The sequence below is a fragment of the Microvirga flavescens genome (assembly GCF_003290125.1).
Taxonomy (GTDB): Bacteria; Pseudomonadota; Alphaproteobacteria; order Rhizobiales; family Beijerinckiaceae; genus Microvirga; species Microvirga flavescens.
Window position 1 is genome coordinate 1 of sequence record NZ_QMKH01000005.1, and the last position, 14736, is coordinate 14736.

At 64.7% G+C, this 14736-nt stretch carries 11 protein-coding genes; 7 read left to right on the forward strand and 4 right to left on the reverse strand.

The genetic code is table 11. The features are described from left to right. The 4 genes from DQW91_RS10860 to DQW91_RS10875 form a co-directional block, all read left to right on the forward strand. A partial coding sequence (locus DQW91_RS10860) for a cadherin domain-containing protein (RefSeq protein ID WP_198411847.1) occupies positions 1 to 2425 on the forward strand: 2425 nt, incomplete at its 5' end. 124 nt (positions 2426 to 2549) lie between these two features. Continuing rightward, positions 2550 to 3827, forward strand: coding sequence for a phosphoribosylamine--glycine ligase (gene purD / locus DQW91_RS10865; RefSeq protein WP_112663673.1), 1278 nt, complete (start codon positions 2550 to 2552; stop codon positions 3825 to 3827). A gap of 46 nt (positions 3828 to 3873) precedes the next feature. Then, positions 3874 to 4794: an alpha/beta hydrolase gene (locus DQW91_RS10870; protein ID WP_112663674.1), complete on the forward strand. Its 921-nt coding sequence runs from the start codon at positions 3874 to 3876 to the stop codon at positions 4792 to 4794. A gap of 143 nt (positions 4795 to 4937) precedes the next feature. Then, positions 4938 to 6599: a calcium-binding protein gene (locus DQW91_RS10875; protein ID WP_157961419.1), complete on the forward strand. Its 1662-nt coding sequence runs from the start codon at positions 4938 to 4940 to the stop codon at positions 6597 to 6599. 39 nt (positions 6600 to 6638) lie between these two features. On the opposite strand, the gene DQW91_RS10880 is transcribed toward DQW91_RS10875, so the two are convergent. Beyond that, positions 6639 to 7100 carry a nucleoside deaminase gene (locus tag DQW91_RS10880; RefSeq protein WP_112663676.1) on the reverse strand — a complete coding sequence of 154 codons (462 nt, stop codon included), beginning with the start codon at positions 7098 to 7100 and terminating at the stop codon, positions 6639 to 6641. A 484-nt stretch (positions 7101 to 7584) separates the two neighbouring features. Here DQW91_RS10880 and DQW91_RS10885 point away from each other — a divergent pair, with 484 nt between their 5' ends. From DQW91_RS10885 to DQW91_RS10895, 3 genes are all read left to right on the forward strand, one after another. Next, a complete protein-coding gene (locus tag DQW91_RS10885) occupies positions 7585 to 9183 on the forward strand; it encodes a pseudouridine synthase (RefSeq protein WP_245411010.1) in 1599 nt (532 codons plus the stop codon). A gap of 10 nt (positions 9184 to 9193) precedes the next feature. Beyond that, positions 9194 to 9757, forward strand: coding sequence for a 16S rRNA (guanine(966)-N(2))-methyltransferase RsmD (gene rsmD / locus DQW91_RS10890; RefSeq protein WP_112663677.1), 564 nt, complete (start codon positions 9194 to 9196; stop codon positions 9755 to 9757). A 432-nt stretch (positions 9758 to 10189) separates the two neighbouring features. Beyond that, positions 10190 to 10621: a helix-turn-helix domain-containing protein gene (locus DQW91_RS10895; RefSeq protein WP_157961420.1), complete on the forward strand. Its 432-nt coding sequence runs from the start codon at positions 10190 to 10192 to the stop codon at positions 10619 to 10621. 24 nt (positions 10622 to 10645) lie between these two features. On the opposite strand, the gene DQW91_RS10900 is transcribed toward DQW91_RS10895, so the two are convergent. The 3 genes from DQW91_RS10900 to DQW91_RS10910 all read right to left on the reverse strand — a co-directional run bounded on the left by DQW91_RS10900 (position 10646) and on the right by DQW91_RS10910 (position 14695). Beyond that, the gene (locus tag DQW91_RS10900; protein ID WP_112663679.1) at positions 10646 to 11434 is read right to left on the reverse strand and encodes a condensation domain-containing protein; all 789 of its coding nucleotides are present in this window, start codon (positions 11432 to 11434) and stop codon (positions 10646 to 10648) included. A gap of 79 nt (positions 11435 to 11513) precedes the next feature. Then, the gene (mutL, locus tag DQW91_RS10905; RefSeq protein ID WP_112663680.1) at positions 11514 to 13361 is read right to left on the reverse strand and encodes a DNA mismatch repair endonuclease MutL; all 1848 of its coding nucleotides are present in this window, start codon (positions 13359 to 13361) and stop codon (positions 11514 to 11516) included. Positions 13362 to 13375: 14 nt separating this feature from the next. Further along, positions 13376 to 14695 carry a glucose-6-phosphate isomerase gene (locus tag DQW91_RS10910; protein ID WP_112663905.1) on the reverse strand — a complete coding sequence of 440 codons (1320 nt, stop codon included), beginning with the start codon at positions 14693 to 14695 and terminating at the stop codon, positions 13376 to 13378. Positions 14696 to 14736 lie beyond the last annotated feature (41 nt).

Sequence of the window (14736 nt, forward strand, 5' to 3'; positions counted from 1 at the left end):
CAAGTTCGAGATCGTCGGCAACGAGCTGCGCCTCAAGGCCGGCGCCGTGCTCGACTACGAGACCGCGACCTCCCACACCATCAAGATCACCGTCACCGACAACCACGGCGCCTCCGTCACCAAGTCCGTCACCATCCATGTCGGCGATGTTGACGAGAACCGTGCGCCGACCGGCGTCACCCTCTCCCGCGATACCGTCGATGAAGGCACCACCGGCCTCATCGCCACCCTGACCGGCGTCGATCCCGACACCGGCGACACCTTCACCTACGCCCTCGCCGAGGACCTCAGCGGCAAGTTCGAGATCGTCGGCAACGAGCTGCGCCTCAAGGCCGGCGCCGTGCTCGATTACGAGACCGCCACCTCCCACACCATCAAGATCACCGTCACCGACAACCACGGCGCCTCCGTCACCAAGTCCGTCACCATCCATGTCGGCGACGTCGATGAGAACCGCGCCCCGATTGGCGTCACCCTCTCCCGCGACACCGTCGATGAAGGCACCACCGGCCTCATCGCCACCCTGACCGGCGTCGATCCCGATACCGGCGACACCTTCACCTACGCCCTCGCCGAGGATCCCAGCGGCAAGTTCGAGATCGTCGGCAACGAGCTGCGCCTCAAGGCCGGCGCCGTGCTCGATTACGAGACCGCCACCTCCCACACCATCAAGATCACCGTCACCGACAACCACGGCGCCTCCGTCACCAAGTCCGTCACCATCCACGTCGGCGACGTTGACGAGAACCGTGCGCCAGCGAACGTGACGCTGAACGGAACAACCAGTGCAACGATCAACGAAAATTCCGATCACAACACGTTCATCGGCGTCCTGAGCGCCACGGATGCGGATGGCGACACGCTGACCTATGCCTTTGCCCCAGGCGGCGATGCTGGCGGCCTTTTCGTCATCGACAACAAAACCAAGCAGATCAAGCTCGCCCCGGGGGCCGTGGTCGATTATGAGGCGCTTCCCGACGGAGAGAAGTATTTCACGCTCAGGATCATCGCGTCGGACGGCAAGGGCGGCGTGAGCGCACCGCAGACCATTACGATCGGCATTCGCGACGTCAACGAAGTTCCGACCGTTTCCGTCACTGGAACAGGGCCCGCGGGAGAACTCGTTGTCAATGAAAACGCAGCCAACGGTACGGTCGTCGGAAATCTGAGCGTATTCGATCCGGATGGGGACGCCGTCACCTATGCACTTATCGACAACGCGGGCGGTCGCTTCAAGATCGTCGGCACACAGATCCGCGTAGCGAATGGCAGTCTCCTCGACTATGAGGCCGCCGATGGCATGTCGCACGACATCACCATCATGGCCGTCGATGCGAAGGGCGCCATTCAGATCAAGACGGTCACGATCTCGGTCAGAGATATTGCCGAGAACCGTGCCCCGACCGGCGTCACCCTCTCCCGCGATACCGTCGATGAAGGCATCACCGGCCTCATCGCCACCCTGACCGGCGTCGATCCCGACACCGGCGACACCTTCACCTATGCCCTCGCCGAGGATCTCAGCGGCAAGTTCGAGATCGTCGGCAACGAGCTGCGCCTCAAGGCCGGTGCCGTGCTCGATTACGAGACCGCCACCTCCCACACCATCAAGATCACCGTCACCGACAATCACGGCGCCTCCGTCACCCAAAACGTCACGATCACCCTGAAGGAGGTTGACGAGAGCGTCCCGAACGAGGCGCCCAGCGACATCTCGCTCTCGCGCCTGAGCATCAAGGAACTTTCCGCGACAGGCGCGGAAGTGGGAACGTTGTCCGCAACAGATACTCCCGGCGACACGTTCTTCTACACGCTGCTCGACGATGCAGGTGGTCGCTTTGCCTTGAAGGGCGACAAGATCGTCGTGAAGAACGGCGTCAAGCTGGACTACGAGCAGGCGCGCTTTCATGAAATCAGGGTCAAGGTCACAGACCAGGGCAATCTGAGTGTCGAAAAGACGCTCAAGATCGACGTGTCCGACATGTCGCCCGAGTTCACCCTCGGTACGGGCGACAACGATGTGATCATCGGCGGCGCCGGAAAGGACACCCTCGGAGGCGGCCTTGGGAACGACATTCTCACCGGAGGCGCGGGCAAGGACGCCTTCGTGTTCGATACAAGACCGAACAAGAAGACGAATTTCGATACGATCACGGATTATGACGTGAAGAGCGACAGTATCTATCTCGACAATGCGATCTTCACGAAACTCGGCAAGGGCACCCTGGCCAAGCCGGGCAAGCTGAAGCCCGATTACTTCACCATCGGCAGCAAGGCGCAGGACAAGAACGACTACCTCATCTTCAACGCCAAGAAGGGCATTCTCTATTACGATGCCGACGGCTCGGGCCCGGGCAAGGCTGTCGAGATCGCCACGCTGAAGAAGGGACTGAAGATGACCGCCGGCGAGTTCTTCGTCATCTGACGGCTGCTTTTGCCCTCGCCTCCCCTTTCGCAACCCTTCGGATCGCGACATCGAGCGTTCCGGGGGGTAGGCGAAGGCGACTTCTGGCGGTATGAGCCAAGCCAGCAGGTAGGAGAGCGCGCGCATGAACATTCTTCTCATCGGTTCCGGCGGCCGCGAGCACGCCTTGGCCTGGAGCCTTTCGGCGAGCCCCCTCTGCGACAAGCTTTTCATCGCCCCCGGCAATCCCGGCACGGCGCAGCTTGGGGAGAACGTTCCCCTCGATGTGACGGACCATGCAGCCGTCGTCGCCTTCTGCCGCGCCCATGCCATCGGCCTCGTGATGGTCGGACCGGAGGCTCCGTTGGTCGCGGGGCTCGTGGACGACCTGCAAGCGGCGAGCATCAAGGCGTTCGGGCCCAGCAAAGCCGCTGCACAGCTCGAAGGCTCGAAAGCCTTCACCAAGGACCTGTGCGCGGAATTTAGCATTCCCACCGCCGCCTACCGCCGCTTTACGGAACCGGGAACGGCGAAGACCTATATCCACCAATCCGGCGCGCCCATCGTCATCAAGGCCGACGGCCTTGCCGCGGGCAAGGGCGTCGTGGTCGCCATGACATTGGCGGAGGCGGAAGAGGCCATCGACATGATGTTCGGCGGCGGCCTCGGCGAGGCGGGCGCGGAAGTGGTGATCGAAGCCTTTCTCGAAGGCGAGGAAGCCAGCTTCTTCGCTTTGTGCGATGGCACGACGGCCATCCCCTTCGGCACCGCGCAGGACCACAAGCGCGTCTTCGACGGCGATAAGGGGCCGAACACGGGCGGCATGGGCGCCTATTCGCCTGCAGCCGTGCTGACGTCCGAACTCCAGGACCGCGTGATGCGCGAGATCATCGCGCCGACGCTCGCGGGCATGCGGGCGCGCGGCACGCCCTATACGGGCATTCTCTATGCCGGTCTGATGCTGACGAAGGACGGGCCGCAGCTCATCGAATACAACGCGCGCTTCGGCGATCCGGAAACGCAGGTGCTGCTGCCGCGCCTCAAGTCCGATCTCGTGACGGCGCTCATTGCCGCCTGCGACGGCGTTCTGAACACGATCTCGCTGCGCTGGTCGGACGACACGGCGCTGACCGTCGTGATGGCAGCCAAGGGCTATCCCGGCGCTGTCGAGAAAGGCACGGAAATTCGCGGTATCGCGGATGCGCAAGCCTTGCCGGACGTACTCGTCTTCCACGCGGGCACGAAGCAGGACGGCGAGCGCATTCTCGCCAATGGTGGCCGCGTTCTCAACGTCACCGCGCTCGGGCGGAATGTCGCCGAGGCGCAACGGCGCGCCTACGAGGCGGTTGAAAAGATCGATTGGCCCGAGGGTTTCTGCCGATCCGACATCGGTTGGCGGGCGATCGAACGCGAGCGGGGCTGACAACGCGGGCGATTGCCTTATTTCCCAATGGGAGAGAGGGCAGCCGATGAACGACGATCTTTTCCCCGATTTCGAATCCCATTGGATCGACGCAGAGGTCGGGCGCATCTTCGTGCGCTCGAAAGGAAATGGACCACCGCTCGTACTGTTGCACGGTTTTCCCGAAACGCATGTGATGTGGCATCACCTCGCACCGGCGCTTGCGGAGACCCACAGCGTCGTCTGCATGGATCTGCGCGGTTACGGATGGTCCTCCGCGCCGAGGGGCGATGCGGCCCATGAGACTTATTCGAAGCGCGCGATGGGGCGCGATGTCATTACCGTCATGGAAGCGCTCGGCCATGTCCGGTTCGCGATAGCAGGGCATGATCGCGGCGCGCGCGTTGCCTACAGGCTTGCTCTCGATCATCCCGGGCGCGTGGAACGCCTCTCGCTTCTGGACATTCTGCCAACCTCCTACATGTGGGCGCAGATGAAAGCGGGAAAGGTTCCGGCGACACACTGGGCCTATCTTTCGGAGCCCTATCCGAAGCCGGAACAGGAAATCGGCCGCGATCCCCTGCCCTATTTCGAGGGGCTTTTGAAAAGCTGGTCGGCGGCCGGGGATCTGAAGCCTTTCGATCCGCGCGCGCTCAAGTCCTATCACGAGAGCTGCAACGAGCCCTCTCGCATTCATGCCTTCTGTGAAGATTACCGCGCCGGAGCGACCCGCGACAGCGAGGCGGACGAAGCCGACCTTGCCGCGAAGAACATCATCCGGTGCCCCGTTCAGCTCATCTGGAGCGACTTCTATCTCGTCAGCGGACCTGTCGGCCACGGGCTGCACCCGCTCGACGTGTGGCGGCAGAGCTTCGCGCCGAAGATCGAAGGGGTCGGCGTCTCGTCGGGGCATTTTCTCGCGGAGGAGAACCCCGGCGCAACGCTGGAGGCCTTGAGGAACTTCCTGATAGCGAACGAGGGAGCCTGACGAGAGGTTTTCAACACCCGCGCGTGCGATATGACACGCGCCGCAACTGCAAGCCCTGATGCCTGCTCAACCATCGCTTGTGTCGAAAGCGAAACGGCCCTAAGCCGACAATGCAGATATATCGTTTCTCGAAAATCAAGCACATGGCATCCCTTCCGAGCTATCAGAACTTCAGCGCATTCGCGAGCAGCGGGCACCTGACCCTGTTGAACGACGGCAATTTCCTCGCCGTCTGGACGGAGGTGAATGAGAGCCGCGTCGGCACGGTCTTCGGCCAGGTTTTCAGGCCCGACGGAACGACGCTCAAGAGCAAGTTCACCATCGCGTCGGCAGCGGAGTCCGACTTCACCGAAGTCGCTGCGGCCACTCTCACCGATGGGCGCACGATCGTGTCCTGGACGGCGAGCACCAACGACGGCCGCCTCATCCGGGGCCAGGCGCTCGACGCCAACCACAACGTGGTCGGCGACCCTCTGCCGCTTGGGCCGGTCAGCGTCGGATCGCAGGCCAACTCGCACATTTTCGCTCTCGCCGACGGCAGCTTTTCGGTTCTTTACGAGGGCACCTACGAAGGCGAGGCGCTTCGTGTCGGTTCCGTCGTTCGCGAGGTGATCGGCGGGTGGGACTATGTTGACACGTTCTATCGCGGCTTTGGCGCTGCTCCTTCGAACAGCATGGCTGTGTCGGGCAACGGCACCAGCGCCTATTTCGAAGCGCGGCCCAACGGCTTCAATACCGGCCTCGTCGCCTATATCTGGGCCCCTGGCGTGGAGTCCCCCCCCGGCGTCGTGGTCGATGAGATTGCCGGCTTCACCAATGTCCATCCCTCCGTCGCCCCTATCGGCGCCGACACGTTCGTTGCGGCGTGGGAGGACAACGGCAATGGTGGAACGCATGTCATTCACGCACAGGTCTTCGACTCTGCGGGGGCGGCGGTCGGTGACCAGATCACGTTCAACAAGCCGGCGGGCACGCTGGAAGATACGCCGGTCATCACCGCGCTCTCGAGTGGCGGTTTCGCCATCGCGTTCAAGCTCGATGTCAGTGGCGATGACAACGTGTATGTCGCGGCCTGCGCGGCGGACGGCACGCTCATCGCCGATGTGACGCCAGTAGGGGCATCGACCGCGGGCGATCAATGGGCTCCCTCGATCATCGCGCTCGCCGACGGTAATTACGCCGTGAGCTGGATGAACCAGGACTCGTCAGGCTTCAAGCTGATGACCCAGCTCTATGGCGTCGCGGGCAGCGTTACGCCCGATAATCCTTCGTCATCGGGTGGAGAATGGGTCGGAACCCCCGGCGATGATTTTCACGTCGGCAGCGCGGAGGCCGACATCCTCTTCGGCGGCGCCGGAAACGACGTGCTGAAGGGCGCCGCCGGAAATGACGCCATCTTCGGCGAGGCCGGGAACGACACGCTCTATGGCGGCGATGGCCGCGATACGATGACGGGCGGCTCCGGCAAGGACATCTTCGTGTTCGACAGCGCCGTCAGCAAGAAGAACCCGAACGTCGACAAGATCATCGACTTCAACGTGAAGGACGACTCCATCTGGCTGGAGAACGCCGTCTTCAAGGCGCTTGGAAAGAAGGGCTCCGCCGCCAAGCCCGCCAAGCTGTCGAAGGATGCGTTCTGGGTCGGCTCCAAAGCGCACGATGCGAGCGACCGGATCATCTACGACTCGAAGAAGGGCATTCTCTATTACGATGCCGACGGCACCGGCTCCAAAGCCGCGTACCAGATCGCGACCTTCTCGAAGAAGTACCCACTCCTGACCTACAAGGACTTCTTCATCGTCTGACGGCAGTAGCGCGCCGCGCAAATCTCGCGGCGCTGCCGATCACCGCCTGTCTTCGAAAAAGCCCTTCAGTAGCCCCGCCGCTTCGCTCTCCCGAATCCCGCCATAGGTCTCCGGTGCGTGGTGGCAGGTCGGCTGCTGGAAGAAGCGCACGCCGTTTTCCACCGCCCCGCCCTTGGGATCGTAGGCCGCGAAGTAGACCCGGCGGATGCGGGCGAACGAGATTGCCGCCGCGCACATGGTGCAGGGCTCCAGCGTCACATAGAGGTCGCAGCTGGTCAGCCGCTCGTCCGAAAGCGCCTCGCAGGCGCGGCGGATGGCGAGCATTTCCGCATGGGCCGACGGATCGTTGAGCTCGCGCGGGCGGTTGCCGTCAGCAGCGATGAGGACGCCATCCTTCACGATGACCGCCCCCACCGGCACCTCCCCGCGCGCGGCTGCGGCGCGGGCCTCGTCGAAGGCGGCCGCCATCGGATCGAACTTGGTGGGACCGGCGTTATGCATGGGCCTCGCTTCTGTTGCTTTCCTCTGCTATCAGGCCTGCATGACCGACAGCAATGACAATGATCGCAAGGGTCGTTCTCCGGGACGCTCCGACCGCAGCCGCACCTCCGGCGACAAGCCCTTCCGCAAGCCCCGCGAAGGCGGCGATAAGCCCTTCCGCGCGCGTGGAGGGGACGAGCGCCCCCGCAAGCCGCGTGAGGGCGGGGATAAGCCTTTCCGCAGCCGCGATAATGACGAGCGGCCCCGCCGCCCCCGTGAAGGCGGCGACAAGCCGTTCCACACACGGGGAGGCGATGACCGCCCGCGCAAGCCGCGCGAGGGAAGTGACAGCAAGCCCTGGGTCAAGCGCGAAGAGGGCGAGCGCAGCTTCCGCCCGCGCCGGGAGGACGGGGACCGTCCCTTCCGTGGTCGTGGCGGCGAGGAGCGCCCGCGCCGTTTCGACCGCAACCGGGAAGACCGCCCGCACCGCGCCCGTGAGGAGCATGTGGAGGTTCAAGTCGCGCCGCAGGAGCCCGTCGAGGAGCGGATCGCCAAGGTCATCGCTCGCGCGGGCGTCGCCTCGCGCCGGGATGCGGAGGCACTGATCGCGGAAGGCCGTGTGACCCTCAACGGCGAGGTTCTCACCTCCCCTGCCATCAACGTGACGCTTGCCGACAAGATCACCGTCGACGGCGAGCCGCTGCCGATGAAGGAGCGCACCCGCCTGTGGCTGTTCCACAAGCCGCGCGGCCTCGTGACCACCGCCCGCGACCCGGAAGGCCGCCCGACCGTGTTCGACAGCCTGCCGGAGGACATGCCGCGCGTGGTGGCCGTCGGTCGGCTCGACATCAACACCGAGGGGCTTTTGCTTCTCACCAACGATGGCGGCCTTGCCCGTGTCATCGCCCATCCCGACACCGGGTGGCTGCGCCGTTACAAGGTGCGCGCGCATGGCGACGTGACCCAGGCCGATCTCGACCGCCTGCGCGACGGCGTGACCGTTGACGACATGGAATACGGCCCCGTTGATGCTCGCCTCGACCGGGTGCAGGGCGACAACGTGTGGATCACCCTCGGCCTGCGCGAGGGCAAGAACCGCGAAGTGAAGCGGATTCTCGAGCATCTCGGCCTGCAGGTGAACCGCCTGATCCGCCTCTCCTTCGGCCCGTTCCAGCTCGGCGATCTGGAGGACGGCCTTGTCGAAGAGGTGAAGACCAAGGTGCTGAGGGACCAGCTCGGCGCGGCGCTCGCCGCTGAGGCGGGGGTCGATTTCGAAAGCCCCGTGCGCGAGCCCATCGCCCCCTTCGGCTCGCCGAAGAAGGCGGAACACCGGGAGCGCGCAGAGCGCGGAGGCCGCTTCGAACGTGACGACCGTCATGCGGATCGTCCGCGCCGCCGTGATGAAGGCGAGCGCCCGTTCCGTGGCCGTGGCCGCGATGAAGAGGCCCCCGAGACGGACCGCAAACGTCCTTCCCGCCTTGAGCCGAAGACGAGCATTTGGCGCGCGGACGAAGAGGAAGCTCCGCGCAAGAAGATGCCGCGCCGTGGCGCAGACCCGAAGGAGGCCCGCGCGGCCACCGCCGAGCGCAAGCGCGAACGGGTCGGGGCCATCCAGTCGGAAGGCCGCAAGGTCATGGTGGAGCGGCTTGTAAGCTCGCCGAAGGACGAGGCCCCCGCCCGTGAACCGCGCCGCTCTGGCCGTTTTACGCCGGGAGGCGAGGATCGTCCCCGTCGCCGCGAGGAACGGGGCGAAGCGCCGCGCCGCAGCCGCGAGGAAGGCTTCAGCCGTCCGCGTCGCGACGAGGAGCGCCCGCGCCGTCCGGCTGGCGAACGTCCCTTCCGCGCCCGTGGCGATGAGGAACGCCCGCGCAAGCCCCGTCCCGAGGGTGATCGTCCCTTCCGCAGCCGAGATGGCGACAAGCCGTTCCGTGGCCGTGGCGATGACGAGCGTCCGCGTCGCGGCCCGCCCCGTGGCGGTGACCGGCCCTCGCGCGGCAGCCCCGGCGGCGGTGGCCGTGGCGGCTTCAAGGGCGGTCCGCGCGGCGGTTCTGGAGGCGGCTTCAAGGGCGGCCCGAAGGGTGGCCCCAAAGGCCGCCGCCCGTGAGGATTGAACGTTGAGGATCGTCGGAGGACGTTGGCGCGGGCGCTCGCTCGCGGGCCCGAAATCGGACGCGATCCGTCCGACGTCGGACCGTCTGCGCGAATCGCTCTTCAACATTCTCCAGCACGGCTATGACGACCCGATCTCCGGCGCGCGCGTCATGGACCTGTTCGCCGGCACAGGCGCGATGGGGCTGGAAGCCCTTTCGCGCGGCGCCGCCTTCGCGCTCCTCGTCGACGAGGGCGCGGAAGCGCGCGGCCTGATCCGTGAGAATGTCGAGGCCTTAGGCGTCGGCGGCGCGACGCGCCTTTTCCGCCGCGATGCCACGCGCATGGGCGAGGCTGCCCCCAACGCGCCCTTCTCCCTCGTTTTCTGCGATCCGCCCTATGGCAAGGACCTTGCGCCCAAGGCCCTGATGTCCTGCGCCGAAGGTGGCTGGCTGACCCCTGATGCCCTCATCATCGTCGAAGAGGCGCAAGGGGCCGAATTTTCCATGCCGGAAGGCTTTGAGGAAATCGAACGGCGCGACTACGGGGAAACGAGCGTCGTGTTCGCCCGCTATCGCCCTGGCCCGTAGCCGGAGCCACTGCCCCGGCCCTGAGGCTCGCCCATCTGCCGATGCCATTATTAGATAGCGTTGCTACCCCTTCCGGCGGAGTTGCATCCGTTTGTCTGATGCACGAAGGTCGACAACAAGACGACCGACAAAAACGACACGGAAGAATGTTCCACAAGGGACGGCCTTTCGGCCACGAAGAAGGCACATTTCCCAATCCTAATCTTCACTTGGTTCAAGATCGGCATGACGTGCGAGGTGACACTTCACGGCAGCGGATTGTCGGTAGAAACTGTCGGATGAAAATCGAGCGAGTTGACGTTTCGGAAGGGATCTGAATTCGCATCCCTTCCCATCGTGAGACTTTATTCATCCAACACATGAGAGTAGAGGTCGTCGAACGGCGAGCGCACGGGGGGCTTCCAGATGGTGCGAAAGACAAAGTCGATAAAAATGGACAAGCAGCCCGGAAAACTGACGCCGAAGGTCCTGACGAAGCACGAATTCGGCAAGCGCCTACGCAAGCTGATGGCGGACAAGGGCTGGCATCAGAGCGAGCTCGCGCGACAGGCCGGCCTGCAGCGCGACAGCGTTTCGACCTACATCAACGGCCGCTCCCTGCCGACCCCCTTGAGCCTGAACCGCCTGGCCGCCGCGCTCGGCGTCGCCGCCGAGGACCTGATCCCCAATCATCTCGAACAGAGCCTCGATCACCACAAGCCCGCCTTCGAGATGAAGGCGAGCGCCAGCGCGCCCGACATGGCCTGGGTCCGCGTCAACCGCCTCGTGACCTTCGACACGGCGGTGAAGATCGGCGAACTACTCCGCGCCGACAACGCCATCGTCGCCAAGCGCGCGGCGGCAGCGGAGCGCGAGAAGGAATAGCGGCGGCCCGACTTTAGACAGGCTTTACGTCGAGCCTGCTGTTCTGCGGCTCTCCGGAACTGCGACCTTGCGCGCGGATTTCCTGACACCCCACACGCTAATCCAGAGACCAAAAGTTCCGAGCAGGAGTGACAAAAGCCAGAGATGGGCGGAAAGCCCTGCGAACATCGCGAACATGAAACTCAAGCCTGCAAACAAGCAATAAATCACGAGTCCGGCGATCAGGAAGAATGCCCGCGCGACCCAAAGGCACACGACTGATGGAGAACTGAGACGCAGCGGCACGACGAAGATCGCCGCTCCTGCCGCAGCAAGGCCCGTGAGCACGAGAAAGAACGGGATGTGCATGGTGGCTTGCGCGAGAGTCGCAGACCAGAACTCGCTCGACGTCGCCTCGCGGACGGAGAACCCCCAGTCTTCAACCTCCCCCTCCAAGGCCCAGTCATCTGTTCTATCGCGCGGTTGCGCGGTGGATTGTTCTGCTCCCTCACGGAAGGACGCAGGGTCCAATGTAAGTGTGCTGACCGACCAGAGATCGACAATGATGCAGTGACGTTCGGCATCGCAGGAAACAACAAGCGAATAGAACTTCGGCCCGCGCGCGATAAGCCGCCCTTTTCCATCGACGAGGATTGGCCTCACCGGATCGGTGACAATAACGCCATCCCCATGAAGCAGCCTCACCTCGCCGATCTGTCCATCGGGCAAGCGTATCTTTTCAACCTGAGAATAATAAGGACGATGCGCGTGAGCGGGATCGCTTACGACGACGGCAAGAACGAGCGCGAGGATAAAGGCGGCGGCGTATTTCATGCACGAAGCTAGCGGCCTTGTAGAGGCGTGACACCTCCATGATCGAACAGGACCTTACGTCCTGCTCCGCACTCTTTCTTCACCGCCGTCCGAACAGCCGTTCGATATCCGCGAGCTTCAGTTCAACGTAAGTGGGACGGCCATGGTTGCATTGGCCTGAGAGCGGTGTCGTTTCCATTTCGCGCAGGAGCGCATTCATCTCTTCCGGCTTGAGCCGCCGTCCGGCGCGCACGGAGCCGTGGCAGGACATGCGGGAGAGGACGGCGTCGAGGCGCTCTTCCAGCGGACTTGCGCCCTGCCCCCACTCAGAAAGCGCATCGGCGACATCCTGCACCAGCGCCTTGATGCGTCCTCCGGCAAGAGCCGAGGGCACCTCACGCACGAGGAGCGCGCCGGGGCCAAAGCCTTCGACGACGAGGCCGAGACTTTCCAGGGTCGCGGCTTCCGCCAGAACACGGTCAGCATCCACTGGATCGAGATCCACCACCTCCGGAATGAGCAGCATCTGGCGCGCGATGCCTGACGCCGCGCGTTCGCGCTTCAAACGCTCATAGACGAGGCGCTCATGCGCCGCGTGCTGATCGACGATCACGATGCCGTCCTGCGTCTGCGCGACGATGTAGGTGCCGTGGATCTGCGCGCGCGCCGCGCCGAGCGGCGCTTCCTCCGCGAACGGATCCAGCTCGGCGAGCGTTGCGCGGCTGTCGGCGGAAGGCATTGCGATGTCGGGCAACAGACTCTGCGTTTCCGCCAGCCCCGCTGTGCGCGGCCCTTGATCGAGCGGAGCCTGCCAGCCGGAAAACGCATCCGCCGGACGGATCGGCGCGGGACGGAAATGCACTGCCGATGAATAGCCGCGCGAGGGCAGCGGCGCTCCTTGCGGGCGCAGGTTCTCCAACGTGCGCGTGCCGCCCGTCGTCGCGGAGCGGAAACCGAAACGGGTGATCGCTTCCTTGATCGCAGCGACAACGAAACCGCGCACGAAATTCGGATCGCGGAAGCGCACTTCAGTCTTCGCCGGATGCACGTTCACGTCCACTGCACCCGGATCGAGATCGATCATCAGCGCAAGCACCGGATGACGGTCGGAGGCCATCACATCGGCATAGGCTCCGCGCACCGCGCCGAGCAACAGCTTGTCGCGCACGGGCCTGCCGTTGACGACGAAATGCACATGGGTGGACGCGCCGCGATGGAATGTCGGCAGGCTCGCGAAGCCGTGCAAGTGCACACCCTCGCGCGCCACGTCGATGGGCATGGCGTTGTCGTTGAACTCGGAGCCCAACACACGCGACAGGCGGCGCAGCGCGCCGAGTTCGCCCTCCGGCTCGGGCGGATAGGTGAGCGCGGTCAGATGCTCGCCCGCAAGCGTGAAGCGGATCTCGGGATGCGCGACGGCGAGGCGCTTAATGATTTCCGCTACCGCCTGTGCTTCCGAACGGTCGCTCTTCAGAAACTTCAGACGTGCGGGCGTCGCGGCGAAGAGATCGGTCACCTCGATGCGCGTGCCTTTCGGCGCGGAGGCAGGCCGCACGGGGCCCCTCTCGCCGGCCTCCACGACGATGGACGAACCCGTCTCGGCATCCGCCGTGCGTGTGGTGATGGAAAGTCGCGCCACTGCGCCGATGGAAGGCAAGGCCTCGCCGCGAAAGCCCAGCGTCTGAATGGCGAAGAGATCGCCATCGGGAATTTTGGATGTCGCATGCCGCTCGACGGCAAGCCCCAGATCCTCTGGAGTCATGCCGTGCCCGTCATCGACGACGCGGATGAGGCGGCGGCCGCCGCCCTCAACCGTCACCTCGATGGAGGTCGCGCCCGCATCGATGGCGTTCTCGACCAATTCCTTCACGGCGGCGGCGGGACGCTCCACCACCTCGCCCGCGGCAATGCGGTCGACAAGGATTGGATCGAGGCGGCGAACAGACATGCGAGCGCCGCTTTCTAGTTCGCCTGAGCGAGATACTTCTTCGCCAGGATCTTGCCCTCTTCCACCGCGGGCTGATCGAACGGATCGACCCCGAGCGCGTAGCCGGCGAGGATCGTCTCCAGCATGAAGTGCATGAGCAATTCGCCGAGCGCGCGCTCGTCGAGTTTCTCGATATGGATGCGGCGGGTCGGGCGGCTGTTCTTCGCGAGCGTGTCCGCCGTCGCGCGGCCCTGCGCGGCGACGAGATCGCCGATGCGCTTGCCGGCAAAGCCCGGCTCGCCCGCGCGCTGCGCCAGCTTCTCGTCGATCAGCGGTCCATGACCCGCGACGCCCGTGGTCATGATGGTGAAGAGCTTGTCGTTAGGACCCGCGAGATAAAGCTGCAGCTGGCTGTGCTGATCGACGGGGCCGATGGCGGCGACGGGCTGCGAGCCCTTGCCGTCCTTGCCCACACTCTCGGCCCAGAGCTGCACCCACCAGCGGGTGAAGCGCTCGAGACGGTCCGCATAGGCCATCGTGACGGTGATGTTTCTGTCTTCGAGCGCCATCGCGACATTGAGCGCGGCGCCTACGGCGGCGGGCGCATCGGCAGCGGCGCGGCCCGCACGGAAGGGTTCATAGGCATCAGACGCGCCCTGGCGGATCGCAGCGATGTCGAGGCCGAGCACCGCGGCGGGGAGAAGCCCCACATTGGTGAGCACCGAATAGCGCCCGCCAATGCCGGTGTGATGCTCGAGGAAGCGCACGCCCTCCGGCTCCAAAAGGTCACGGAGCGCATTCTTGCCCCCGGCCTTTCGTGGCTCCGACAGGCCAAGGAACACCTCGCCCGGCTGCGCCTTGAGGCCCGCCTTCTCAAGCGCGCTGAGCACCGCGATGGTCTGCATCAGCGTCTCGCCCGTGCCGCCCGACTTTGAAATGGCGACGAAGCGCGTCGAGGACAAAGGCAGGCGATGGAGAATGTGGTCGAAGGTGATGGGGTCGAGGTTGTCGAGGAAGTGCACGCGCGGCCCGTCCGCGAAGCGCCCGACGCCGGGCACCGCGTAGTCCTTCAGCTGTGCCAGCGTCTGGCCGCCGAGGCTCGAGCCGCCGGTGCCGAGAAAAACAACGTCCGTCGCATCCCGCCGGAGCCACGCCGCCGCCTCGCGGATGGATTCGAGATCCTCCGTCGTGCGCGGCATGTGCAGGAGAGGCAGCGTGCCCGTCGCATCCTGTTCCGCCAGCCGCTTCATGCCCGTGCCGACGGCGACCAGGGCGGCGTCCAAAGCCGTCCGAGGCAGCCCGCCTTCGCCGATATTGGAAGCCAGCGCCAGATCGATGGATTGCTGCAGGGGCATGAAATGCTCCGATTCGAAAAATGGGAGCATGACATTAAGCC

Excerpts from the sequence above, each read along its gene's own strand:
- purD (WP_112663673.1), top strand. The coding sequence starts at position 2,550 with ATGAACATTCTTCTCATCGGTTCCGGCGGCCGCGAGCACGCCTTGGCC.
- DQW91_RS10870 (WP_112663674.1), top strand. The coding sequence starts at position 3,874 with ATGAACGACGATCTTTTCCCCGATTTCGAATCCCATTGGATCGACGCA.
- DQW91_RS10875 (WP_157961419.1), top strand. The coding sequence starts at position 4,938 with ATGGCATCCCTTCCGAGCTATCAGAACTTCAGCGCATTCGCGAGCAGC.
- DQW91_RS10880 (WP_112663676.1), bottom strand. The coding sequence starts at position 7,100 with ATGCATAACGCCGGTCCCACCAAGTTCGATCCGATGGCGGCCGCCTTC.
- DQW91_RS10895 (WP_157961420.1), top strand. The coding sequence starts at position 10,190 with ATGGACAAGCAGCCCGGAAAACTGACGCCGAAGGTCCTGACGAAGCAC.
- DQW91_RS10900 (WP_112663679.1), bottom strand. The coding sequence starts at position 11,434 with ATGAAATACGCCGCCGCCTTTATCCTCGCGCTCGTTCTTGCCGTCGTC.
- mutL (WP_112663680.1), bottom strand. The coding sequence starts at position 13,361 with ATGTCTGTTCGCCGCCTCGATCCAATCCTTGTCGACCGCATTGCCGCG.
- DQW91_RS10910 (WP_112663905.1), bottom strand. The coding sequence starts at position 14,695 with ATGCCCCTGCAGCAATCCATCGATCTGGCGCTGGCTTCCAATATCGGC.